At 65.8% G+C, this 22,523-nt stretch carries 30 protein-coding genes; 6 read left to right on the forward strand and 24 right to left on the reverse strand.

Translation table 11 applies throughout. The features are described from left to right. Positions 1 to 233: 233 nt before the first annotated feature. Positions 234 to 770, reverse strand: a complete 537-nt coding sequence (locus tag B2527_RS03975; protein WP_293706247.1) for a DNA-3-methyladenine glycosylase I — start codon at positions 768 to 770, stop codon at positions 234 to 236. Between the two features lie 75 nt (positions 771 to 845). Between B2527_RS03975 and B2527_RS03980 the strand changes: the two genes are divergently transcribed. Genes B2527_RS03980 through B2527_RS03990 form a run of 3 tightly spaced genes read left to right on the forward strand, consistent with a single transcriptional unit; the run spans position 846 to position 2,840 of the window. Then, complete coding sequence (locus B2527_RS03980) at positions 846 to 1,412, forward strand: YqgE/AlgH family protein (protein WP_293706248.1); 567 nt, start codon at positions 846 to 848, stop codon at positions 1,410 to 1,412. Then, entirely contained in the window at positions 1,405 to 1,872 is a 468-nt protein-coding gene (gene ruvX, locus B2527_RS03985) for a Holliday junction resolvase RuvX (protein ID WP_293706249.1), read from the forward strand. The genes B2527_RS03980 and ruvX overlap by 8 nt, the downstream gene beginning before the upstream one ends. A 17-nt stretch (positions 1,873 to 1,889) precedes the next feature. Next, positions 1,890 to 2,840: an aspartate carbamoyltransferase catalytic subunit gene (locus B2527_RS03990; protein ID WP_293706250.1), complete on the forward strand. Its 951-nt coding sequence runs from the start codon at positions 1,890 to 1,892 to the stop codon at positions 2,838 to 2,840. Between the two features lie 308 nt (positions 2,841 to 3,148). On the opposite strand, the gene B2527_RS03995 is transcribed toward B2527_RS03990, so the two are convergent. The 16 genes from B2527_RS03995 to B2527_RS04070 all read right to left on the reverse strand — a co-directional run bounded on the left by B2527_RS03995 (position 3,149) and on the right by B2527_RS04070 (position 15,912). Then, positions 3,149 to 3,886 (reverse strand): tetratricopeptide repeat protein, encoded by a 738-nt coding sequence (locus B2527_RS03995; RefSeq protein ID WP_293706251.1) that lies wholly within the window; start codon positions 3,884 to 3,886, stop codon positions 3,149 to 3,151. A 78-nt stretch (positions 3,887 to 3,964) separates the two neighbouring features. Then, on the reverse strand, positions 3,965 to 4,243 hold the full coding sequence (locus tag B2527_RS04000) for a hypothetical protein (protein ID WP_293706252.1): 279 nt from the start codon (positions 4,241 to 4,243) through the stop codon (positions 3,965 to 3,967). Positions 4,244 to 4,358: 115 nt separating this feature from the next. Next, positions 4,359 to 5,720 (reverse strand): magnesium transporter, encoded by a 1,362-nt coding sequence (gene mgtE, locus B2527_RS04005; protein ID WP_293706253.1) that lies wholly within the window; start codon positions 5,718 to 5,720, stop codon positions 4,359 to 4,361. A 116-nt stretch (positions 5,721 to 5,836) separates the two neighbouring features. Then, positions 5,837 to 7,555: a phosphoenolpyruvate--protein phosphotransferase gene (gene ptsP, locus B2527_RS04010; protein ID WP_293706254.1), complete on the reverse strand. Its 1,719-nt coding sequence runs from the start codon at positions 7,553 to 7,555 to the stop codon at positions 5,837 to 5,839. A 49-nt stretch (positions 7,556 to 7,604) separates the two neighbouring features. Further along, positions 7,605 to 7,874: an HPr family phosphocarrier protein gene (locus tag B2527_RS04015; protein WP_293706255.1), complete on the reverse strand. Its 270-nt coding sequence runs from the start codon at positions 7,872 to 7,874 to the stop codon at positions 7,605 to 7,607. Further along, positions 7,867 to 8,259, reverse strand: a complete 393-nt coding sequence (locus B2527_RS04020) for a PTS sugar transporter subunit IIA (RefSeq protein WP_293706256.1) — start codon at positions 8,257 to 8,259, stop codon at positions 7,867 to 7,869. Before B2527_RS04020 ends, B2527_RS04015 begins: the two co-directional genes overlap by 8 nt. Before the next feature lie 99 nt (positions 8,260 to 8,358). Then, on the reverse strand, positions 8,359 to 9,237 hold the full coding sequence (rapZ, locus tag B2527_RS04025) for an RNase adapter RapZ (RefSeq protein ID WP_293706257.1): 879 nt from the start codon (positions 9,235 to 9,237) through the stop codon (positions 8,359 to 8,361). Continuing rightward, positions 9,234 to 10,184, reverse strand: a complete 951-nt coding sequence (hprK, locus tag B2527_RS04030; RefSeq protein WP_293706258.1) for an HPr(Ser) kinase/phosphatase — start codon at positions 10,182 to 10,184, stop codon at positions 9,234 to 9,236. The genes rapZ and hprK overlap by 4 nt, the downstream gene beginning before the upstream one ends. Then, positions 10,181 to 10,633: a PTS sugar transporter subunit IIA gene (locus B2527_RS04035; protein WP_293706259.1), complete on the reverse strand. Its 453-nt coding sequence runs from the start codon at positions 10,631 to 10,633 to the stop codon at positions 10,181 to 10,183. The genes hprK and B2527_RS04035 overlap by 4 nt, the downstream gene beginning before the upstream one ends. Positions 10,634 to 10,654: 21 nt before the next feature. After that, positions 10,655 to 10,972: a ribosome hibernation-promoting factor, HPF/YfiA family gene (gene hpf, locus B2527_RS04040; RefSeq protein ID WP_293706260.1), complete on the reverse strand. Its 318-nt coding sequence runs from the start codon at positions 10,970 to 10,972 to the stop codon at positions 10,655 to 10,657. Between the two features lie 59 nt (positions 10,973 to 11,031). Further along, positions 11,032 to 12,468 (reverse strand): RNA polymerase factor sigma-54, encoded by a 1,437-nt coding sequence (locus tag B2527_RS04045; protein ID WP_293706261.1) that lies wholly within the window; start codon positions 12,466 to 12,468, stop codon positions 11,032 to 11,034. A 47-nt stretch (positions 12,469 to 12,515) separates the two neighbouring features. After that, the gene (gene lptB / locus B2527_RS04050; RefSeq protein ID WP_293706262.1) at positions 12,516 to 13,235 is read right to left on the reverse strand and encodes an LPS export ABC transporter ATP-binding protein; all 720 of its coding nucleotides are present in this window, start codon (positions 13,233 to 13,235) and stop codon (positions 12,516 to 12,518) included. Beyond that, on the reverse strand, positions 13,235 to 13,762 hold the full coding sequence (gene lptA, locus B2527_RS04055) for a lipopolysaccharide transport periplasmic protein LptA (protein WP_293706263.1): 528 nt from the start codon (positions 13,760 to 13,762) through the stop codon (positions 13,235 to 13,237). The genes lptB and lptA overlap by 1 nt, the downstream gene beginning before the upstream one ends. Then, positions 13,740 to 14,306: an LPS export ABC transporter periplasmic protein LptC gene (lptC, locus tag B2527_RS04060; protein ID WP_293706264.1), complete on the reverse strand. Its 567-nt coding sequence runs from the start codon at positions 14,304 to 14,306 to the stop codon at positions 13,740 to 13,742. Before lptC ends, lptA begins: the two co-directional genes overlap by 23 nt. Continuing rightward, complete coding sequence (locus B2527_RS04065; protein WP_293706265.1) at positions 14,303 to 14,851, reverse strand: KdsC family phosphatase; 549 nt, start codon at positions 14,849 to 14,851, stop codon at positions 14,303 to 14,305. The genes lptC and B2527_RS04065 overlap by 4 nt, the downstream gene beginning before the upstream one ends. Before the next feature lie 59 nt (positions 14,852 to 14,910). Beyond that, on the reverse strand, positions 14,911 to 15,912 hold the full coding sequence (locus B2527_RS04070) for a KpsF/GutQ family sugar-phosphate isomerase (protein WP_293706266.1): 1,002 nt from the start codon (positions 15,910 to 15,912) through the stop codon (positions 14,911 to 14,913). A 53-nt stretch (positions 15,913 to 15,965) separates the two neighbouring features. Here B2527_RS04070 and B2527_RS04075 point away from each other — a divergent pair, with 53 nt between their 5' ends. From B2527_RS04075 to B2527_RS04085, 3 genes are read left to right on the forward strand one after another with little or no spacing between them, the layout of a single operon-like run. Beyond that, positions 15,966 to 16,196: a BolA family protein gene (locus tag B2527_RS04075; RefSeq protein ID WP_293706267.1), complete on the forward strand. Its 231-nt coding sequence runs from the start codon at positions 15,966 to 15,968 to the stop codon at positions 16,194 to 16,196. Positions 16,197 to 16,232: 36 nt separating this feature from the next. Continuing rightward, positions 16,233 to 17,507 (forward strand): UDP-N-acetylglucosamine 1-carboxyvinyltransferase, encoded by a 1,275-nt coding sequence (gene murA, locus B2527_RS04080; RefSeq protein WP_293706268.1) that lies wholly within the window; start codon positions 16,233 to 16,235, stop codon positions 17,505 to 17,507. After that, the gene (locus B2527_RS04085) at positions 17,504 to 17,812 is read left to right on the forward strand and encodes an EF-hand domain-containing protein (RefSeq protein ID WP_293706269.1); all 309 of its coding nucleotides are present in this window, start codon (positions 17,504 to 17,506) and stop codon (positions 17,810 to 17,812) included. The genes murA and B2527_RS04085 overlap by 4 nt, the downstream gene beginning before the upstream one ends. Before the next feature lie 125 nt (positions 17,813 to 17,937). Here B2527_RS04085 and B2527_RS04090 read toward each other — a convergent pair whose 3' ends face one another. From B2527_RS04090 to B2527_RS04120, 7 genes are all read right to left on the reverse strand, one after another. Beyond that, positions 17,938 to 18,633, reverse strand: coding sequence for a DUF3108 domain-containing protein (locus tag B2527_RS04090; protein WP_293706270.1), 696 nt, complete (start codon positions 18,631 to 18,633; stop codon positions 17,938 to 17,940). 65 nt (positions 18,634 to 18,698) lie between these two features. Then, a complete protein-coding gene (locus tag B2527_RS04095) occupies positions 18,699 to 19,382 on the reverse strand; it encodes a DUF3108 domain-containing protein (protein ID WP_293706271.1) in 684 nt (227 codons plus the stop codon). 2 nt (positions 19,383 to 19,384) lie between these two features. Next, positions 19,385 to 20,173 carry a DUF3108 domain-containing protein gene (locus tag B2527_RS04100; protein ID WP_293706272.1) on the reverse strand — a complete coding sequence of 263 codons (789 nt, stop codon included), beginning with the start codon at positions 20,171 to 20,173 and terminating at the stop codon, positions 19,385 to 19,387. 61 nt (positions 20,174 to 20,234) lie between these two features. Then, positions 20,235 to 20,900: a phosphoribosylglycinamide formyltransferase gene (gene purN / locus B2527_RS04105; RefSeq protein WP_293706273.1), complete on the reverse strand. Its 666-nt coding sequence runs from the start codon at positions 20,898 to 20,900 to the stop codon at positions 20,235 to 20,237. Continuing rightward, positions 20,897 to 21,505, reverse strand: a complete 609-nt coding sequence (locus B2527_RS04110; RefSeq protein WP_293706274.1) for a DUF2238 domain-containing protein — start codon at positions 21,503 to 21,505, stop codon at positions 20,897 to 20,899. The genes purN and B2527_RS04110 overlap by 4 nt, the downstream gene beginning before the upstream one ends. Before the next feature lie 43 nt (positions 21,506 to 21,548). After that, entirely contained in the window at positions 21,549 to 21,992 is a 444-nt protein-coding gene (locus B2527_RS04115) for a hypothetical protein (protein ID WP_293706275.1), read from the reverse strand. A gap of 24 nt (positions 21,993 to 22,016) precedes the next feature. Next, positions 22,017 to 22,523, reverse strand: a 507-nt coding sequence (locus B2527_RS04120; protein ID WP_293706276.1) for a phosphoribosylformylglycinamidine cyclo-ligase, incomplete at its 5' end; no start/stop codon positions are given.

The raw sequence follows: 22,523 nt of genomic DNA on the forward strand, positions 1-22,523 counted from the left end.
AAGATCAAGATCAAGATCAACTGCACCCCTCCCGAACCCTCCCCTTCGCTGCGCGAAAGGGAGGGACCGAAGCCACAACCAAAGCCAGAGCCAGAGCAAAAGCCAAAGCCAAAGCCAAAGCCAAAGGCCAAACCAACGCAAGGCACGCTATTCCCCCTCCCTTTCGCGCAGCGAAGGGGAGGGCCGGGGAGGGGTGCTTTTGCGCTTTCTCCTGCTTTCCCCCGCAACCAACCCTAGCCCTGCATCCAGGCCGGCCCAACCGCGGCAATCCGCACCATCACCGGGCAATCGGCGCGATGTGCGCCCGGCAGGTAACCCAGGCTCATCAGAAATTCGCCAGTAATCTCGCCGCCGGTAAACCGGAAGGTCTTCTTGAACAGCTTCACCCAATCGGCCTTGGGCAACGGATGATGCGCATCCAGCCATGACGCAAACCCGCCATGCGATGCACGCAGGCCCTGGATCACCTGGGCGTTGTGGATGGCAGCCAGTACCTTGAGCCGGTTACGGATGATTGCCGCGTCGGCCATCAGCCGGGCAATGTCGTCCTCGCCGTAGGCGGCCACCGCATCCACGTCAAAGCCGCTGTAGGCCGCGCGAAAGCCCTCACGCTTGCGCAGGATGGTTTCCCAACTCAAACCTGCCTGGTTGATCTCCAGCAGCAGGCGCTCGAACAGCTCGTGCTCGTCCCGCTGCGGGAACCCATATTCATTGGCGTGATAGTCGGCGTGGACCGGATGGCCCGGGGCGAAATCGCAGTAGCTGGACATGGTGGCCGCCAGAGGGAGAATGCCTCGATTATCGCCGGGCAAGCCCTGAACCGTCGCAGCCGTTAGAATGGGCACATGTCTGCGCTGTCGCCCCCTCTTGCCAACCACCTGCTGGTGGCCCTGCCATCACTGGCCGACCCGTTGTTCGCCCGCAGCGTGGCGCTGATCTGCCAGCACGACGACAACGGCGCCATGGGCGTGGTGGTCAACCAGGTCTCCGATTTCACCCTGGGCGATGTGTTCGCGCAGATGGACATCGACACCGATGACCACGACCTGCGCGCGGTGCCGGTGCTCAACGGTGGGCCGGTACATACCGAGCGCGGCTTCGTCATCCACGACGATGCCCGCAGCTGGGATTCCAGCCTGAAAGTGGCCGATGGCTTGTACCTGACCACCTCGCGCGACATTCTTGAGGCCATGGCCCGTGGCGAGGGGCCGCGCAACGCGCTGGTGACCCTGGGCTGCGCTGGCTGGGGCGCCGGGCAGATGGAGCAGGAGCTGGCCGAGAACAGCTGGCTGACCGTGCCGGCCGATGCCGCGGTGCTGTTTGCCACCCCGCTGGATGAGCGCTGGCAGTTGGCCGCCTCGCGGATCGGCGTGGATCTGTTCCGGCTGACCGGGTATAGCGGTCATGCCTGAGTCGGCAATGCTCTCCACCGATAGCACGGTGCTCGGCTTCGACGTCGGCTCGCGGCGCATTGGGGTCGCAATCGGCAGCTCATTGGGTGTTGGTGCGCGCGCCATCGCCGTGGTCGATGTGCACGGCAACGGCCCGGACTGGAATACGCTGGACCGCCTGCACAAGGAATGGCGGCCGCAGGGCATGATCGTCGGCGACCCGCTCACCCTGGAAGGCGAAGACCAACCCAACCGCGAGCGCGCGCATACCTTTGCCCGGCAGTTGCAGCAGCGCTACAAGGTGCCGGTGCTGCTGGTGGACGAGCGTTCCAGCTCGGTGGAAGCCGCGCAGCGCTTTGCCGTGGAGCGCGCGGAAGGCCGCAAGCGCCGCCGCGATGCCGCCAACCTGGATGCGGTGGCTGCTGCCGTCATCATCGAACGCTGGCTGTCCGCACCGCACGAAGCCACCCCCATTTCCTGACCTCCGAAGACCCCGCCATGACTTCTTCGCAACTTGATGACCAAGGACGCCTGCGCCACCTGCTGACCCTGGATGGTTTGCCCCGTGAGACCTTGCTGCAGTTGCTGGACCGTGCCGGGCAGATCCGCGACGCCGCCGTCGGCCGCATCAGCAACAAGCGCGGCGTATTGGCCGGCACCGCCGTGTGCACGCTGTTCTTTGAACCCTCCACCCGCACCCGCAGTTCGTTCCAGCTGGCGGCGCAGCGGCTGGGAGCGGATGTATTGAATTTCGATGCGTCCACCTCGTCCACACGCAAGGGCGAAACCGCCTGCGACACGCTGAAGAACCTGGAAGCCATGGGCGTGCGCGGTTTCGTCATCCGCCACCCGGACGATGGTGCCGTGGCCGAACTGGCCGCCGCCGCAGGTGAGGGCACGGCGCTGGTCAATGCCGGCGACGGCCGCAGCGCGCACCCCACCCAGGGCCTGCTGGACATGCTGACCCTGCGCCAGGCCAAGGGCCCTGATTTTTCCAAGCTGAAAGTGGTGATCGTCGGCGACGTGAAGCATTCGCGCGTGGCCCGCACCGACCTGCAGGCGATGCGCACCCTGGGCGTGGGCGAGATCCGCGTCTGCGGCCCGCAGTCGTTGCTGCCGGACGATGAAACCCTCAACGGGTGCGTGGTAGGCCAGGACTTTGACGCCATGCTGGAAGGCTGCGACGCGCTGATGATGCTGCGCCTGCAGCGCGAGCGCATGGAAGAAGGGCTGGTGCCTTCGCTGGAGCAATACCACGCGCAGTACGGCCTCGACAGCGCGCGCCTGCAGCGTGCAGCCAAGGACGCAGCGGTGCTGCACCCGGGTCCGATCAACCGCGGCGTGGAAGTTACCGACGAGGTGGCCGATGGCCCGCAGTCGTGGGTACTGCGCCAGGTTGCCAACGGCGTAGCCGTGCGCATGGCGGTACTGGAAACCCTGCTGGGTTGACGTCCTGCCCCCTCCCTTTGCGCAAGCAAGGGGAGGGCTGGGAAGGGGGGGCTTTTTGGGGCTTTCAGAGAGCTTGGGATCTTGCGCTTTGGGCGGTTGTCGACTGCTGGTGGATTGCCGGTAATGCCTCTGCCGAGCAGGGCTCGGCACTACGCTCCCTCCCTTTGCGCAAGCAAGGGGAGGGCTGGGGAGGGGTTGGCTTTTTGGGGCTTTCAGGCAGCTTTGGGTTTTGCAGCTTGGGCGGTTTCCAACTGCTGGGGGATTGCCGGGAATGCCCCTGCCGAGCATGGCTCGGCACTACGCCGCGTTCAAGGTGTCGCTTCCTGGCGCTCGCGCAACTGCTTGATGTACGTCAGCTCGTTGTTGGCGATCTTGTTGTCGGGTTCCAGTTCCAGTGATTTTTCATAGGCCGCCTGTGCTGCGGCCAGATCACCCAGCTCGATCTGTGCAAAGCCGGTGCCGCGCAGGGCAAGTGCTTCGGCATAGGCTGCTTCCGGGTGGGTACGGGTCAGGGCAAGGGCGCGTTGGTAGCTGTCCAGTGCGGCGGCCCAGTCCTTGCGCTGTATCAGTGCGGCGCCGCGCTCGGTCAAAGGCTCGGCTTCGTATGGCGCGGTGGCATGGGCTTTGTCCAGCCAGCGTAGGGCCTGCTCTATGTCCTTCTTCTCCACCGCAATGTAGCCCAACTGGGTGTAGGCATTGGCGCAGGCCAGGTCCAGCCAGTCCACGGGCTCACCATTACCGCTCTCACGCAGATAGAGCTCGTATTGACGCTGGGTGCGGAAGCTCAGTACCTGCCGTCCGGGCGCTGAGCGGTAGGCGTCGCATTGCAGCGCGACCTCGTGCAGCGTATCCAACGCCTTGGCGTGCTCACCGTTGAGGTTGCGTTGGGTCGCCTGCGACACGGATGCGCGCAGCTCCTTGCCAAGTGCGGGCTCGGCTTGGTGCGACAATAGTGGGGTGGTGCTCAGGCGTGAGGGGCCGGTCTGGCTTTGCGCCATTGCCGGCAGACAGGCGCCCAACAGGCACAGCAGAAACAGATGACGCATGCCCATCCTTGCGTAGCGGCGTTGGCATGAGCCTAGCGTGGAACCGCCGCCGCTGCATGCGCGTTTGCAGCAGCTCCCTCAGTGATCGGCAGCCGGGGGGCGCGGGGCCATCGCCAGGATCGCCAGTTGCTGCTGGGCTTCCTCATTGCCGGCTGCGGCGGCCGCCTGCACTTGCGCAAGGTCGGGATGTTGCACGACCAGGATCGGAAATTCGCAGTGCGGGCAGCTGTACTCGGTCTGCTCGTCGTGCAGCTCCATCTCCATCTGCCGTGAGCTGCCCTGCCATTCGCAGGCCGGGCAGTGGTGGGCATGCTCGCGCCAACCGGGTTGGTAGTAATCGTTGACGGTGATGGTCATGGGCAGGCCTGGAACAAGGGCAGGCAAGTGTAGCCCGGGTAAGCGCAGGCGCACTTGGAAGTTGTTGGTGCAGAGTCCCGGGTGCGCTTGCGCTTGCCCGGGCTACGTCTCGCAATCAGTGCAACAGCACCAGCGTGGCCAGGCCAAGGAAGGTGAAGAAGCCCATGGTGTCGGTCACCGCGGTCAGAAAAATGCCGCTGGCCAGCGCCGGATCGAAGCCCAGCCGTTTCAGTGTCAGCGGCACCAGCACGCCGGCAGTGGCGGCAAACAGCAGATTGAAGGTCAACGCCGCGGCGATCACCAGCGACAGCCCGGGCATGTGGAACCAGGCCAGCACGATCAGGCCCAGGATCGTGCCCAGCATCAGGCCGTTGAGCAGGGCCACGCGCAGCTCTTTCCACAGCAGCGTGCGGGCGTTGGAAGCACCCACCTGGCCCAGTGCCAGGCCGCGGATCATCAGCGCCAGCACCTGGGTGCCGGCGTTGCCACCGAGGCCGGCGACAATGGGCATCAGCACTGCCAGTGCCACCAGCTTGTCGATGGTGCCTTCAAAGTGGCCCACCACGCTGGAAGCGAGGAAGGCGGTACACAGATTGATCGACAGCCACATCAGGCGGCGTCGCATCGCACGCCAGACCGGGCTGAACAGATCCTCGTCCTCGTCCAGACCCGCCGCGCCCAGCACCTGGTGCTCGGCCTGGCCGCGGATGATGTCCACCACGTCATCGATGGTGATGCGGCCGATCAGGATGTTGTTGTCATCCACCACCGGTGCCGACACCCAGTCATGGTCGGAGAATTGGCGGGCAACTTCGTCGGCGCTTTCGCCCACATCGATGGCCGGCTGTTCGTCGTCGATCAGGCGATTGATCGGAGTGGTGTCTTCATGCGTGACCAGCGCGGCCAGCGACAGCCGGCCCAGGTATTGGTGGCGCCGGCTGACCACGAACAGGTAGTCGGTGTGGTCGGGCAGTTCACCGCGCAGGCGCAGGTAGCGCAGCACCACGTCGACGTTGACGTCGGCGCGCACCGTGACCACGTCGGGGTTCATCAGGCGCCCGGCGGTGTCCTCGGGATAGGACAGCACCTGCTCCAGGCGCTCGCGGTTCTCGCGGTCCATCGACTTGAGGACTTCGTCGATGACGGTGTCGGGCAGGTCTTCGACCAGGTCCGCAAGGTCATCGATGTCCAGGTCTTCGACCGCGGCGATGATTTCGTCCGGGTCCATGTCCGCCAGCAGGCTTTCGCGCACGTCGTCGCCAACATGCACCAGCACCTCGCCATCGTCCTCGGCGTCGACCAGGCCCCACACCACCTCGCGCTTGCCCGGTGGCAGCGATTCGAGCAGGTTGCCGATTTCGGCCGGCGACAAGGTGTTGACCAGGCGGCGTACCGGCCCCAGCCGGCCACTATCAAGCGCATCGGAAAGCAGTCGTAGCTGGCGTGCGGTCTTGTCGTGGCGTACGGCTTCGGCCATGCGCAGCTCCCGGAAGTGAAATGGCCGCTATATCCGGGGCAAGCATGCGCCACCGGAGGTGTTCAGCCCGTCATTATCGCGTGCAAGTGGCGGCCTTTGCACACGCTTTTTGCGCATCAGCCCTGCGCGGTGGCGTTTATCCAGCGCTCGATGCCGCGGCGGTCGCGCGCGGCCAGCAGTTGCGGGGCCTGCGCGCGCAGGGCGGTCAGGTCCAGCCCGCGGATGGCCCGGCGTACTTCCAGCAGCGTGCCCGGGTGCAGGCTGAACTCGGTCAAGCCCAAGGCCAGCAACAAGGCGGTCATGCGCGCGTCACCGGCAATCTCGCCGCAGACCGCCACGGGCGTGTCATTGCGCCGTGCGGTGTCGATGACATGTGCCAGCAGTCGCAACACCGCCGGATGCAGGGGCGAGTACAGCTCGGACACGGCCTCGTTGTTGCGGTCCGCAGCCAGCAGGTACTGCACAAGGTCATTGGTGCCGATCGACAGGAAGTCGACCTGGTCGATGAAGGTGTCCAGCGCGAACGCCGCCGCCGGCACCTCGATCATCGCCCCGACCTGGATGGTGTCGGAAATCTCATGGCCTTCATTGCGCAGCAGGGCGGCCAGGCGCGACAGGCGCCGGCGCACGGCCATGATCTCCTCGCGGGTGGTCAGCATCGGAATCAGGATGCGGATCGGCCCGTAGCCGGAGGCGCGCAGGATGGCCCGCAGTTGGGTGTCGGACACCTTGGGCTTGGCCAGCGACAGGCGTACCCCGCGCAGGCCCAGGGCCGGGTTTTCCTCGCTGCCCATCACCAGCCCGGTGCGGTCGGCCTTGTCCGCGCCCAGGTCCAGGGTGCGGATGGTCACCGGCCGGCCACTCATGCCCAGCACGGTGTCGCGGTAGATACGGAACTGCTCGTCTTCGTTCGGCAGCTGGTTGCGCTGCAGGAACAGGAACTCGGTGCGGTACAGGCCCAGGCCGCGTGCGCCCAGCGCATGGGCCTGGGTGACGTCCTCGGCCGACTCGGCATTGGCCAGCAGGGTGATCTCCACCCCGTCGACGGTGCGGGTGGGCTTGCCACGCAGGCGCCCAAGCTCGCGCTGTTCGCGTGCCAGTTCGCGCTGGCGGGCGCGGTACTGGCGCAGGTCGGCCGGGCCGGGGTCAAGCACGATCTCGCCACTGGCACCGTCAACGATCAGCACGTCGCCATCGTTCACCTTCTGCAGCACCGCGCTGGCACCAACCACCAAGGGCATGTGCAGGCTGCGGGCAAGGATGGCGCTGTGCGAGAGCACACTGCCCGCACTGCTGATGATGCCGACCACGCCTTGCGACTGCAGCTGTGCCAGCTCGGACGGGGCCACGTTCTCGCAGACCAGGATCTCCCCGGCCAGGCCTTTCACCGTGGTGGTGCGCTTGTGCAGGAAGGAATGGATGCGGCCGATGACATGGTCCAGGTCGTCCAGCCGGCTTTTCAGGTAGGCGTCCTCCATGCCTTCGAACACCTGGGCAAGGCGGTCGCGCTGCACGCGCAGGGCATGGCCTGCGCTGTAGCGCTTGCTGCGTACCAGTTCGTCCAGCGCGCTGAGCAGTTCCGGGTCGTCCAGCAGCATGGCGTGCAGGTCGAGGAACTCACCCACCTCGGCCGGCAACGCGCCCTGCAGGCGGGTACGCAGCTCGCGCATCTCGGCGCGGGCAGCGTCGGTGGCGCGGTGCAGGCGTTCCAGCTCCTGTTCCACTGCTGCCGCGGCGATGCGTTTTTCGCCAACGTCCTGCACATGGGGCAGGCGCACGCGGGCGCGGCCCAATGCCGTGCCACGTGAAGCCGCCAGCCCCTGCAGCCGGGTCACGGCTGTTGCTCCCGTGGGGAGTGCGCAGGTGGCAGGGCGGCTGCGGGCATCAGTTGTCCTCGTCGAAGCGACGCTCGAACAGGGCCGCAACTGCCTCCAGTGCGGCGGCCTCGTCCTCGCCATCGACGCGCACCGTCACCGGCGTGCCTTGTGCGGCAGCCAGCAACATCACGCCCATGATGCTTTTGGCGTTGACCTCGCGGCCCTTGGCCACCAGCGTGGCATTGGCGCGGAAGCCGGACAGCACCTGCACCAGCTTGGCGGTGGCGCGGGCATGCAGGCCCAGCCGGTTGGAAACAATGAGTTCTTTCTCAAGCATCGTCGGTGATGACTCCATTGCGGGCGCCCGCCGCCGCAGTGGCGGGCAGTTGGTCCAGTCCCTGTTCCGGATAGTTCATTACCCGCAGCAGCATCGGCAGGCTGAGCGCGGACACGCGGCGTACCGGTGTGCCCAAGCGTGCCAGCCGGGCGGCCAGATTGCTGGGGCTGGCGCCGTACAGGTCGGTCAGCACCAGCACGCCTTCATCACCTTCCACACGTCGCATCGCCGCCGATGCCGCTGGCAGCAGGGCGTCCAGGTCGGCGTCGAAAGGGACTTCGAACGCTTCGGTTTTGAGCGGCAGTTGCCGCAACAACGTCGTCGCTACTTCCAGCAGGGAAGTACCAACACCAGGGTGGGTTACAAGGAGAATGCCGCAGGTCATGACCGAACGTTAACAGGTCAGGGCAAGTCCGCGATAGCGCTTAAATCTGTCTTCTGTGTGCCATTCAGCACGGGAGTATCAGCGCTGGGCAACTGGGGCTCAATCCTGTTCGCGATGGAAGGTGGCAACGTCCTGCCAGCCGGTTTCGCGGGCATGCCGGGCAAGGCGCTCGGCGAGGTAGACCGAGCGGTGTTTGCCGCCGGTGCAGCCGAAGGCGATGGTGACGTAACTGCGGGTATCGCTGCCCAGTTTGGGCAGCCAGGTGTCCAGCAGGTCCTGCAGCTGGGTGACGTAGCGCACCACTTCCGGCTGCGCGTCCAGGTACTCGCGCACCTCGCGGTCGCGCCCGGTCAGCGAGCGCAGCTCCGGGTCCCAGTGCGGGTTGGGCAGCACCCGCGCATCAAATACGAAATCGGCCTCGGCCGGCACGCCGCGCTTGTAGGCAAAGGACTCGAACAGCAGCGACAGCTTGCCCTGCTGCGCGAGCGCGAACTCGGTGATGACGCGGCGCCGCAGCTGGTGCACGTTGAGCCGGGTGGTATCGATGACGGCATCGGCTTCGTTGCGCAACGGTGCGGTCAGCTTGCGCTCGTGGGCGATGGCCTCGGGCAGCGACAGGCCCAGTTGGCTCAGCGGGTGGCGGCGGCGGGTGTCGGCGTAGCGGGCGAGCAGAGTGTCGTCATCGGCCTCGAAGAACAGCAGGTGGGCGTCGATGCCGTAGTCGGTGGCGATCTTGCGCCACTGGCCGAGCTGGCTCAGGTCGTTGCGGCCACGTACGTCGATGCCGACGGCAATCCGGCGTGGACCGTTCGCATCGCGCTGGCCCAGCACGCTGCGCACGAATTCCGGCAGCAGGTTTACCGGGATGTTGTCCGAGCAGTAGTAGTCCAGGTCCTCGAAGGTCTTCAATGCGACCGATTTGCCTGAGCCGGACAGGCCACTGACGATGACCAGTACCGGTGACAGCGGGACGTTCATGGGCTGCGTTGCTCCAACAGGTTGCTGTGGCGGGCGATGAACATCGCCGCCGGGTCGATGCCCTTGGTGCGCAGGATGTGCAGTCGGGTGGCGGCTTCGGTGAGCACGGCCAGGTTGCGGCCCGGCATCACCGGCAGGGTGATCAGCGGCACGTCCAGGTCCAGCACGTGGCGTTTGCCCGAGTCGCCGGTCAGGCGCTCATAGCCATAGCTGCTGGGCTCGGTCATGGGCTTGGTCAGGTGGACGATCAGACGAAGATACTTGTTCTTCTTTACAGAAGTGTCACCAAACATCTGTCGGACATTCAGTACGCCAAGCCCTCGGACTTCCAGTAGATCCTGCAGCAGTTCCGGACAGGTGCCATCCAGTACGTCTGGGGCGATCTGGGTGAACTCAGGGGCGTCGTCGGCAACCAGGCGGTGCCCGCGTGACAGCAGCTCCAGCGCAAGCTCGCTCTTGCCCGAGCCTGCTTCGCCGGTGATCAGCACGCCGATGGAATAGATCTCCATGAAAACGCCGTGCAGGATCACCCGCGGTGCCAGGGTGCGGGCCAGGTGGTAGCTGATGTGGTTGAGCAGTTCATGGCCGCGCCGTGGCGACACCCACAACGGGGTCTGTGATTCGTCGGCGGCCGAGCGCAGGTCTTCCGGGCAGCCGTGGCTCTTGGTGATCACCAGTGCCAGCGGCCGGGCCTGGATGATGCGTTCGATCACCTCCCAGCGCTGGCGGGCATCGAGCGAATCCAGCCAGGTAAGTTCCTCGGTGCCGAGGATCTGTACTTTGTTGGGATAGATGGTGTTGAGGTAGCCGGCCAGCGAGGGGCGGCGGGAGACGGTATTGCCCGCCTCCAGCTCGCGTTGGCCGCCGGCCTGGCCGGCAACCCAGCGCAGGTCCAGCTTTTCGCGCTGCTGGTCGAAGAGTTCCTGGGCCGTGATGCTGGTATTCATCCGCTGCGTGCCTGTTGCGGGTTGCTGACGATGTGCTGCAGGGCGTCGGCGTCCGGTGCCTGGCGCAAGGCCTGGCGGATGCCGGGGTCGGAGAACATCTCGGCCAGTTCCGACAGCAGCATCAGGTGTTGGTGCGTGTAGTGCTCGGGTACGGCCATGGCAAACACCAGGTCCACTGGCTCGCCGGTGCCGAAATCCACCGGTTGCTGCAGCCGCAGCAGGGCGCCTCGGGGCTGTTGCAGGGTAGGGGAGCGCCCATGCGGGATGGCAATGCCATGGCCGATGGCGGTACTGCCCACGCGTTCGCGTTCGCGCAGGCTTTCAAAGAGGCTCTCGGCCCCGGCTTCGCGGCAGGCGAGCAGGCGGGATGCGGCGAGCAGGGTACTGTCACGATCGGCGGCCGAAAGTACCTGGGTACTGACGGCCGCCATGAGGTCGGTCAACGGCATGTGGGGTGCGGGTGATGGCGGCTAGGCGCCATTGTCGCGCAGAGCATGCGAAGCATGGGGAAGATTCTTCTCCTTGTGCTTGATGACCAGCCGGTCAAGCTTGTCCGCCAGTACGTCGATGGCCGCATACATCGTGGGCTCGGCGGCGTCGGCATGGAGGGTGCGGCCGGGGAGGTTCACCGTGGCCACGACGAGATAGTCGGGTTTGCGTGTGGACAACTGCACCCGCACTTCGCAGTGCTGGTCAAAGTGGCGGCCCAATCTTTCCAGCTTCGTTTCCACGTACTCCTTCAAGGCGGGCGTGACTTCAACTTGCTGGCCATACGTCTCGATACGCATCGGATTCCTCCTGTGGTTCGGGTTGCCGTCATGAACCCTGCGCCCCACCAGCAAATGCGTCAGGCAATACGTACGCGTTCGTGGGAGGCGGAGATGTTCATGGCTTCACGATACTTCGCCACGGTGCGTCGCGCTACCGGTATGCCACTTGTTTTGAGCATCTCGGCCAGCTTGGCGTCAGAAAGCGGTTTGCGCGGGTTTTCCGCATCTATCAGGTTGCGGATCATGGATTGGATGGCGGTGCTGGAAGCCTCGCCGCCGCCTTCGGTGTCGATGCCCGAGGCAAAGAACGCGCGCAACGGCAGGGTACCGCGTGGTGTGCGTACGTATTTGCGGGCAATGGCACGGGAAATCGTCGATTCGTGCAGTTCCAGCTCGGCGGCGATTTCACGCAGGGTTAGCGGGCGCAGCGCCTGCTCGCCGAACTCCAGGAAGCCGGCCTGGTGCTGCAGCAGGCTGTTGACCACCCGCAACAGGGTTTCGCCACGGGCCTCCAGGCTTTTGAGCAGCCAGCGGGCCTCCTGCAGGTGGGCGCGCAGGTAGCTGGCATCGGCATCGCCACAGCGGCGGATCAGCTGTTCGTAGCTGCGGTTGATGACCACTCTGGGGCCGGCGTGGCCGGCCAGCGCGCAGCGCCACACACCGCGTTGCCGCCACACCACGCAGTCGGGTACCACATAGTTGTCCGATGACAGCTCGCCCAGCTGCTTGCCGGGGCGGGGATCGAGCGAGCGCAGCAGCTGCACGGCTTCTTCCACCGCCGCCTGGGGCTGCTTGAGCTCCTGGGCGATGCCGGCGATGCCGGCGCGCGGCAGGCGTTCCAACGGGCCTGTGGCAATGTGCCGGGCCAGGGCCATGCCGGGAGTTGTGCTGGGCAGGGTGTCCAATTGCAGGGTCAGGCATTCGCCCAACGAACGTGCGCCGACGCCTGCCGGGTCAAAACACTGCACCTGCCGCAGCACGGCGACGATCTCGTCTTCGTCGGCATGGATTTCCGGGCACAGGGTCTGGGCTATGGTCGAGAGCGGTTCGCGCAGGTAGCCGTCTTCGTCCAGAGCGTCGATCAACGCCACGCCGATGGCGCGGTCGCGGGGACCCAGGTGGGTGAGGTGCAGCTGCCAGAGCAGGTGGTCGGCGAGGCTGTCAGCCTCGGCGGCCTGTTCGCGCCCGCTGCCGTCATCGTCGTCGAACGATCCGCTGCGGGGGCTGGCCCAGTCTTCGTCTACGCCTTCCTGCGCGCCGTCCCAGTCTTCGTTGTCGCTGTTGATGTCACCCTCGGCAGGATCGGCCGGGCCATCATCGCTGCTGGTGTTGGCGGGGCTGTCGTCGTCGCCGCCTTCATTCTCGGCCCATTCCAGCAGTGGGTTGGTCTCCACTGCCTCGACCAGTTCCAGTTCCAGCTCGGTGGTGGACATCTGCAGGAGCCGGATGGCCTGACGCAACTGTGGCGTCATGACCAGATTCTGCCCCATCGATGTCTGCAGCCGTGCCTTCATGCCTGTTCCGTCCGGGAAAGGGGGCCAGTGCCGCCCCGTCGTCGGACTCAGAGGGTGAAAGCGTCCCCCAGGTAGACGCGACGGACGTCGGTATTGGCCAGCAGCTGTTCCGGCGCCCCCTGCGCAAGAACCATGCCTTCAGCGAGGATATACGCCCGGTCGCAGATTCCCAAGGTCTCACGCACGTTGTGGTCGGTGATCAGCACGCCGATGCCGCGTTGCTTGAGGTGGGTCACGATGCGCTGGATCTCGCCGACCGAAATCGGATCGACGCCGGCGAAGGGTTCATCGAGCAGGATCAGCCGCGGCTTGGCGGCAAGTGCCCGCGCGATTTCACAGCGGCGGCGCTCACCACCGGACAGGCTGGCACCGGGCTGGTCGGCGACATGGCTGATCTGCAGTTCTTCCAGCAGCGAGTTCAGTTCGCGCTCGCGGCCTTCCGCATTCAGGTCCTCGCGCAGCTCCAGCACCAGGCGGATGTTGTCGGCCACGCTCAGCTTGCGGAACACCGAAGGCTCCTGCGGCAGGTAACCCACGCCGAGCTTGGCGCGGGTATACATCGCATCGGCGGTGATGTCCTGGCCGTCGAGCACGATGCTGCCGGCATCGGCGGCGACCAGGCCGACGATCATGTAGAAGCAGGTGGTCTTGCCGGCGCCGTTGGGGCCAAGCAGGCCGACCACTTCGCCGGCTTCCAGGGTCAGGCCGAAGTCCTTGACGACTTCGCGGTTCTTGTAGCGCTTGCGCAGGCCTTGGGCGACGAGCATTACTTCGTGTCTCCCGACGCTGCCGGCGCCTTGTTCTTGGGCTGGATCACGGTACGCACGCGGGTGCCGTCGCCACCGCTCTGCATGGCGCCGGTGCGGGTGTTGTAGACCATGCGCTGGCCGGCATTGGTGCCGCGCTCGGACTCGACGTTGTAGTTGCCGGTGAGGATGATCACCTCGCTGTTGACGTTGTAGTCCATGTTGTCGGCGCGGGCGTTCATCCAGGTGTTGTCGTCCATCTGCTGCTTCAGGCGTGCCTGCTTGCCGCTGAGGATGACCCGCTCGGTCTCGCCATTGCGCTGGATCACGTCCGCGGTATCGGCATGGATTTCCAGCGAGCCCTGGGTGATGACCACGTCGCCACGGAACTGGCACTTGCCGTTGTCGGTGAACACGCAGTCGTTGTTGTTCGCCTCGATGTTCATCGGCTGGTTGCGGTCCGAGGCCTTGGCCCATACCGCGCCAGGGGCGAGCAGGGCGGCGAGCAGGGTGATCGACGCGAGCTTAGCGGGCAGCATTGGGTTCATAGCGGGTCTTGACCTGGGAATGGAGAGAGTACTGCTTGTTCTTGAGATTCGTCTGGAAGCCGACCCCGGATTGGACCAGGCCGGGGCGGGTCATGGTGACCAGGCCGTCGGTGCGGGCCAGGTCCTGCTTGGGCAGCACGTCCAGCTCGGCGGTGCGGAAAGTGGTGGGCGGGGTCTTGCCGTCGTTGGGGCTGTCGCCACTGACGTTGCCGCGCAGGCGTACTTCCTCGCCCTTGGCGCTGACCCAGCCGGTATCGGCACGCAGCTGCCAATGGTTGCCGGCGGCATCGGGCAGCAGGAACAGCGGCTGGGTGATGGTGGAGGTTTCATCCACCCGGCTGCGTTCCATCGAGGGCGCACGCAGGGTCATCGACTCCTTGCCATCCTTGCCCAGGCTGATGATCTCGAAGTCGCCCAGCACATAGTCCGAGCGGCCTTGTTCGGCGGCGGTGGGGACCACGTTGGCGCGGTTGCGCCAGGCCGACCAGCCGCTGGCCAGGGCGGCAATCAGCAGTGCCACACCGATCACGCTACGCCAGCTCATGCGCTGTACCTCGCCAGCACCGCGTCCAGCTTGCCCTGGGCTGCAAGCAGCACGTCGCACAGCTCGCGTGCGGCGCCACGGCCGCCCTTGCTGCGGGTTTGCCAGTGCACGCGTTCGGCGATCCAGGGGTGGGCATCGGCCGGTGCCACCGCAAGGCCGACGGCACACAGCGGGGCAAGGTCGGGCAGGTCATCGCCGAGGAAGGCGACCTGTTCCAGGCCGATGCCGTGTTGTTCACACAGGGTGCGCACGCTGGCCAGCTTGTTGCCGACGGCGATCTGGGTGTCGATGCCCAGGTCGGCGCCGCGCTTCTGTGCCGACAGGCTGTTGCGGGCGGTGATCAGCACCGGGTGGATGCCATGTTGCTGCAGCAGCTTCAGGCCCAGCCCGTCCTGCACGTAATACGCCTTGCTCTCGTTGCCGGCGTGGTCGTAGTACAGGCGGCCATCGGTCAGCGTGCCATCCACGTCGAAACAGGCCATGCGGATGCCCGCAGCCTTGGCGTGCAACGTGGGAGGGAACTTGTCGAGCGGGTTGTAGGGCATCTGCAGGCGGTCCGTTGCGGCTGGCCGGGGAATCCCCGGAACGGGTCATTGTGCGGGGTTTAAACCACTTTTGCCCGCAACAGGTCATGAATGTTCAGGGCGCCGACCGGCCTGTTGGCCTCGTCGACCACGATCAAACCATTGATTTTGTGTTTCTCCAGCAGGCGCGCGGCTTCCACCGCCAACTGGTCGGCGACGATCGTGCGCGGGTTGCGGGTCATCACCTGGGCGATGCCGGCGGCGCGTACGTCGATGTCGGTGTCCAGGGCGCGGCGCAGGTCGCCGTCGGTGAACAGGCCGGTCAGCCTGCCGTGGGCATCGACCACGGCGGTCATGCCCAGGCGCTTGCGGCTCATTTCCATCAGCGCCTGGCTGAGGCTGGCGTCCTCACCCACGCTGGGCAGCTCATCGCCGCTGTGCATCACGTCGGTGATGTGCAGCAGCAAGCGCCGGCCAAGGCTGCCGGCCGGGTGCGAGCGGGCGAAATCGTCGGCGGTGAAGCCGCGTGCGTCGAGCAGGGCAACCGCCAGCGCATCGCCCATCGCCAGCGAGGCGGTGGTGCTGGAGGTTGGCGCCAGCGCCAACGGGCAGGCTTCGTTGTCCACATTGACGTCCAGATGCACGTCAGCGGCCCGGGCCAGGCTGGATTCGGGTTTGCCGGTCATCGAGATCAGGGCGTTGCCCTGGCGCTTGAGCACCGGCAGCAGCATCAGCACTTCGTCCGACTCACCGGAGTAGGACAGCGCCAGCACCACGTCATCCTCGGTGATCATGCCCAGGTCGCCGTGGCCGGCTTCACCGGGGTGCACGTAGAAGGAGGGGGTGCCGGTGGAGGCCATGGTCGCGGCGATCTTGCGTGCGATATGCCCGGATTTGCCCATGCCGGTGGTGACCACGCGGCCGCGCGAACCCAGGATCAAGCGGCAGGCGCGGGCGAAATCGGTGCCGATGCGGCCGCCCACGCGGTCCAGTTCATCGCGCTCGATCTCGAACACCCTGCGGCCACTGGCCACCAAGGCGGCGTCCTGCAGCGTGTCCAGGGAAAGCGGGGAAGCAGCCATGCGGACGCCACCGGGGAGAGTAGAATGGACCCCCATTTTATTAGGAAAGCGCCTTGGACGCCGACACCATCCGTAACCTCATCGAAACCGGCTTGCCGGGAGCCCGTGCCGACGTGCAGGGTGAAGACGGCGTGCATTTCGAGGCCACGGTGGTCAGCGAGGCATTTGCCGGCAAGCTGCCGCTGGCCCGCCACCGCATGGTCTATGCGACGCTGGGCGACCTGATGGGCGGCGCCATCCATGCGCTCGCGCTCAAAACCCTTACTCCAGGCGAGGCCGGCTGAGCCGGACCGCCCCACCCAAACCATTGGCCTTCATACATGGCAAAAATCGTAGTCACCGGCGGTAACACGCTCAACGGTGAGGTTCATATCTCCGGCGCCAAGAACGCCGTCCTGCCCATCCTGTGCGCGACCCTGTTGGCGGATGCGCCCGTTGAGATCACCAACGTGCCGCACCTGCACGACGTGATCACCACGGTGAAGCTGCTCGGCGAACTGGGTGCCAAGGTCACCATCGACCAGGGCACGCTGTCCCGTGGCAGTGCCGTGGTGGTGGACCCGCGTACCGTCGATCAGCACGTGGCGCCGTATGAGCTGGTCAAGACCATGCGTGCTTCGGTGCTGGTGCTGGGGCCGTTGCTGGCCAAGTTCGGCAAGGCCGAGGTATCGCTGCCCGGCGGCTGCGCCATCGGCTCGCGTCCGGTGGACCAGCACATCAAGGGCCTGCAGGCGCTGGGCGCGCACATCACGGTCGAGAACGGCTTCATCAAGGCCCATGTCGATGGGCGCCTGAAGGGCGGTCGCTATACGTTCGACATGGTCAGCGTTACCGGTACTGAAAACGTGCTGATGGCTGCGGCGCTGGCTGAAGGCACCACCGTGCTGGAGAACGCCGCGATGGAACCGGAAGTGGCCGATCTGGCCCACTGCCTGATGGCGCTCGGCGCGAAGATCGAAGGCATCGGGACCTCGCGGCTGGTGGTCGAGGGCGTGGATCGCCTGCATGGTGGCCGCCACGCGGTACTGCCCGATCGCATCGAAACCGGCACCTTCCTGGTTGCTGCGGCGATGACTGGTGGCCGCATCGTTGCCCGCAACGCGCGTCCGGACACAATGGATGCGGTGCTGCAGAAGCTGGTCGAGGCCGGTGCGGAAATCAGCACCACCGAAGACAGCATCACCCTGGACATGCATGGCAAGCGGCCGAAGGCGGTGAACATCACCACGGCGCCGCACCCGGCGTTCCCCACCGACATGCAGGCCCAGTTCATGGCCCTGAACTGCGTGGCCGAAGGCGTGGGCGTGATCAAGGAAACCATCTTCGAGAACCGCTTCATGCACGTCAATGAACTGCTGCGGCTGGGCGCTGACATCCAGATCGAGGGCAATACCGCGATCGTGCGCGGTGCCGACAAGCTCAGCGGCGCCCCGGTGATGGCGACCGACCTGCGTGCCTCGGCCTGCCTGATCCTGGCTGGGCTGGTGGCTGACGGCGATACCAGCATTGACCGCATCTACCACCTGGACCGTGGCTACGAGAACATCGAAGAAAAGCTCGGTGCGCTGGGTGCCGGCATCCGGCGGGTCGCATGATCCTGCGCGGCCGCTTCACGCCGCGCCGCAAGGCCTTGCTGGCACTGGTGCTGCTGGCCCTGGCCTGGCTGGGCTGGGGCTGGTACAGCGGGGTGGCCATCACCCAGGGCGTGGAAAAGGAACAGATGGACTGGAATGGCGATGGCCAGGTCAGCCGCGACGAGTTCCTGCAGGCGTTCTACGCGGTGAAGGTGCAGGACAGCGAGGAAGGCAGCCGCCATTGCCGTAGTTTCATCTGGCGCAGCAGCGGCGAGGAGTTCCGTCGCGATTGCCGTACTGTGTTCAAGAAGGGCGCCGCCGAGTAGGTCTTGGCATCCTCAGAGCCGGCGGTCAGTCGCCGCCGGCCCGATGCGTGGCAGAGCGGCCGCGAACGGCCGTATGCGCCGGTAGTGCAGTGGCCTGCCTGCTGCCATGCACTGGCCAGCAAGGGTCAATGCGACCAGGAATTCATCTGCAGGCTGATCGTGGTGGCGCCGTTCTCGCGCTGCACGATGCGCACGGGGGCCGGTATGCCGGCGACGATCCAGGCAATGGTCTGCTTCTCGGTGCCGCCCTGGGCGACCTTGGTGGCATCGTAATTGCGGCCGCCGATGGTGACCCGCTCACGGCCGATCACCCGGTAGTTCATCGGGCGGGCGCGTCCATTCTCGACCATGCGGTAGGACAGCGGCCGGCCAGCCGGCACGTCGCGCGCCAAGGCGAGGTTGATCAGCAGGGCGTCCATGTCGCCGTTCTGCAGGCTTACCGGGCCGGCGCGGTTGGGCTTCACATCGCCGCTCCAACGGGCCTGGCCGGTAGCCCAGTTGTAGCTGGTGGTGACGCCGCGCTTGACCGAGGCATAGCTGCTGCGATCACTGCCACCGAGCGGTCGATAGTGGTTGCCGACTTCCTGGAACACCGTGGCCTGGCTCATGTTGGCGAGCATGTGGTCAACCGTGGTGAGGTACATCCAGGTGCCGTTGCGGGCCGGGGTGATGGTCATACGCGCGCTGGCGGTCAGGCCTTTGTAGCTGGCGGTGTAGCGGCCATCAAAGCGCTGCACGGCAGCCTGCGCATCGGTGGCTGTCACGGCGAGCAGCAGGACGCTGCTCAAAGAAACCAGGGCAAGGGAACGGGTAGGGGACATGTGGGTCATCCATGAAAACGCCCGGTCGTGGCGGACCGGGCGCAGGGGGTGGTGGGCGAGAGCTATCAGTTGATCGACTTGATGGTCAGGTCAAGCGCGTCCTGGCCCTTTTCACGCTGCAGCAGGCGGGCCGGCACCGGCATGCCTGGCACAATCCAGGCAATCTGTTCCTTGTCGCCATCAACGCGCGATACCTTGGTGGCTTCGCGGTTCTGGCCGCCAACGGTGACGTTTTCCTTGCCGATCACCCGGTAGGTCATCGACTTGATGCGACCATCGTCAACCATGCGGTAGGTCAGCGGTTGGCCGGCGGCCAGGTCACGGGCGATTGCCAGGTTGATCAGCAATGCGTCCATGTCGCCGTTCTGCAGGCGGATCGGGCCGCGCCGGTCTTCCTTCACGTCGCCGGTCCAGGTGGCTTGGTTGGTGTTCCAGTCGTAACGCGCGTCCACCTGCTTGCGCTTGATCAGCAGCACCGAGCGATCATGGCTGCTGAGTGGGCGCAGCTTGCCGGCATGCTCATCAAACACGGTGCTCTGGCTCAGGTCGGCCATCGGGTTCTTGATCTGCAGGCTGTAGCGCCAGCGGCCGTCACCTTCAGCGGCCACACTCATCACGCCATTGGCCTGCATGCCCATGTAGCTGGCCTGGTAATTGGCGGTGAATGGAGCCATGGCCAGGGCCGGCAGGCTGGCGAGGGCCAGGGTGGCGGCGGCGAGGATGCGCATCGGGCGGGGGAAGTGCTTCATGCTCAGGCTCCTTGGTATTCGACCAGGCGCAGGTCGATATCGTCCTGGCCATCTTTGCGTTGCAGTATGCGTACGGGGGTGGGCACGCCATTGGCGATCCACAGGATCGTTTCGTCGTTGCCGCCATTGGTGCGGTACACGCGCAATGCGTCGTAGCTCAGGTCGCCCACCTGCACCGTCTCGGTGGCATCGGCGGCGCGGTACTCGTGCTGGCGCACGCGGCCAACGTCGACGTATCGGTAGCTCAGTGCCTTGCCGGGGCGCGCATCGCGCATCAGCGACAGATTCAACAGCAAGGCGCTCTGATCGCCACGCTGCAGAGGGATGGGCTGTTGGCGTTCCTTCTTCAGGTCGCCCTGCCACTGCGCGCTGCCGGCTTGCCAGTCATAGACGCCGGTGACCTTCTTGCCCATGAACAGGGCCTTCTTCACTGTGCTCTGGCTCAGTGGCGTGTAGATGCTGGTTCCATTGTTGAACACCGTGCTCTGCTCGATGTTCAGGCCCAGCACCCCGGCAAAGCCACGCTTGCCCCGCACGGCCATGTCAACCCGCCACTGTTCGCCGTTGCTGTGGACCACGCGCATGGTGGCGTCGCCGGCTTCCTTGCCTTTGTAGAAGGCCTGGTAGGTGGCAACGAACGGTTCCAGTGCCGGCGGGTTCCATTCCATGGCGGGCAGGGCCACGGTCTGCGGCGCCGGGGCAGGCGCCGGTTCGGCCTGCTGCTGCGCCTGGGCCAGCGGGGCGACCAGGGCGGCGGTGATCAGCAATGGCTTGAGGAAGGAAAGGTTCATGCACGCCACGCGTAGAGGGAAAAGGGATACTGCCAGAGCGCACATCAGCGGAATGTCGCGATCAGGCAAGGGTTCCGGCGGAATCTAGGCGCAATGGGCTAAACAGGGAATGACCGTCGAGCTGGATCACTCCCCCCTGTTCAGTTAAGCGGGATGACAGCAGCAGCTGGACGCTGGCCAGCAGCAGCGGGTGTTCCACCTGCAGCACCCGCGCCGCCAGCGATTCGGGGCTGTCGCCGGCCAGCACCGGCACCCGGGCCTGGGCAATGACGGCCCCTGCATCCAGTTCAGGTACGACGAAGTGGACGCTGGCGCCATGCTCGGCATCACCAGCGGCCAGGGCGCGCGCATGGGTATGCAGGCCCTTGTACAAGGGCAGCAGTGAGGGGTGGATGTTCACCAGGCGCCCGTTGAAGCGCTGTACCAGGTCGGTGCCGAGGATACGCATGTAGCCGGCGCAGATGATCCAGTCCGGTGCACAGGCGTCCAGTGCATCTCCCAGCGCGAGGTCGAAGGCTTCGCGGCTTTCGAAATCCCTTGGCAGCCGCGCCCACCGCCGCTCGCTGGGGACCTTCTGCAGCGCCAGCGCTGCCGGCTTGTCGGAGAACACCCCGACAATCTCCGCCTGCAGTTGGCCGGTGGCGATGCCATCCAGCAGGCATTGCAGGTTGCTGCCACGGCCTGAGGCGAGCACGGCAATACGGGCTGGGCGGGCAGTGTGGTTCATCGTGCGATCTTCCTGGCCAGCGGCCACAGCAGCAGGGCGCCGATGGTTGCCAGCAGCATGTCGGCATGGGCGTCCCAGATGTCGCCTTGCTGCCCGTTGTAGGCCTCGGCGGCTTCCGGTGACAGGGCCAGGGCGATGCCCCATTCCAGCCACTCATAGGCCAGGCTGGTGCACATCACCACCATCACCGCCAAGGTGAAGGCCTGGCCGATGCGCAGCGCCGGCCAGGCATGGCGGCTGAGTTGCAGCAGGGCAGGGGTGAAGCAAACCCCATAGAGAAAGTGGATCAGGCGGTCGAAATGATTGCGCTGCCAGCCAAAGGTGGCATTTGGTGACCAATTGAACAGGGTCTGCGCCCACTGGTCATAGGGGATGTTGGAGTACAGCCAGCGCGCGCCGATGCAATGCAGGGCGATGAAGCCGCAGATGGCCGCGAATGCGCCGTTGCTCAGCCGCCAGCGCCGGTCCACCCACCACAGCGCTACCAGGCCGATCACGGTCAGTGAACTGTGCAGTGTCTGTTCCAGTGGCCACAGCGGCTTGATCCAGGTGGCGAGGAAGATCGCCAGCACGCCGAGGAAGGCGGCTTTCTTGGGGGAGGTCATGCGGGGTGGTCCAGCGGTCGGGGGAACGGAATTGCCGCCTTGCTCAAGCAAAGGCAGCCTTGACGGAGGGGCGCATCAACACCACCAGGGTGAAGACCCCCAGGACGGTACCGAACGGCATCAACATGCAGGCGAGGGCGGCCACCACTTGGCACAGCAGGTAGCGCCGGCGCCGCATCAGGCAGCGCCCGGCATAGGCGATGAAGCCGGCCAGGGTCAGTCCGCAGGCAATGGCCAGCCCGGCGAAGATCACGAAGAACCAACCAAACAGCGCCGGGTCGGGCCCGGTTGCGCCCGGAGGATTCGACTCCATCGGCAACTTGCCGGTGACGATGGCCAGGCCCATCACCAGGTGCAGCACCGGCAAAAGCGAGAACAGCCCGGTCAGCCCCGCCACCACGTAGTGGAAGATCGCCAGCAGCCGCAGCTGGTTGGCGTCGTTTTCGGTGGGGGCGGGGGAAGTGGCAGGCAGGTCGACTGCGTCCATGGGTGGCAACCTTGCTGGCCGGGCTCAGCCGATGCGCACGCGTTCGCTGCCTTCGACCGCTTCAACCACCTTGCCGATCTGCCAATGGGGCAGCTGCAGGGCGTCCAGCGAGGCATTGACGGCGGCGACCTGGTCGGCCGGCACCAGCAGCACGAAACCGATGCCACAGTTGAAGGTTCGCCACATCTCGGCGTCGGCCACATTGCCTTCGCGCTGCAGCCACTGGAATACCGGCGGCAGGGTCCAGCTGGTGGCGTCGATGTCCAGGCCCAGGCCTTCGGGCACCACGCGAATGATGTTCTCGGTCAGGCCACCGCCGGTGATGTGGGCCATGCCGTGGATGGCGCTGCCATGGGTCTTGAGCAGCGACAGCAGCGGCTTGACGTACAGGCGGGTCGGCGCCATCAGCGCGTCAACCAGCTTGCTGCCGTCTTCCAGCACCAGGTCGGCCGGGCTGCCGGCGCGCTCATAGATGCGGCGCACCAGCGAGTAGCCGTTGGAGTGCGGGCCGGAGGAGGCGATGCCGATCAG

This window comes from Stenotrophomonas sp. UBA7606 (assembly GCF_002477705.1).
Taxonomy (GTDB): Bacteria; Pseudomonadota; Gammaproteobacteria; order Xanthomonadales; family Xanthomonadaceae; genus Stenotrophomonas.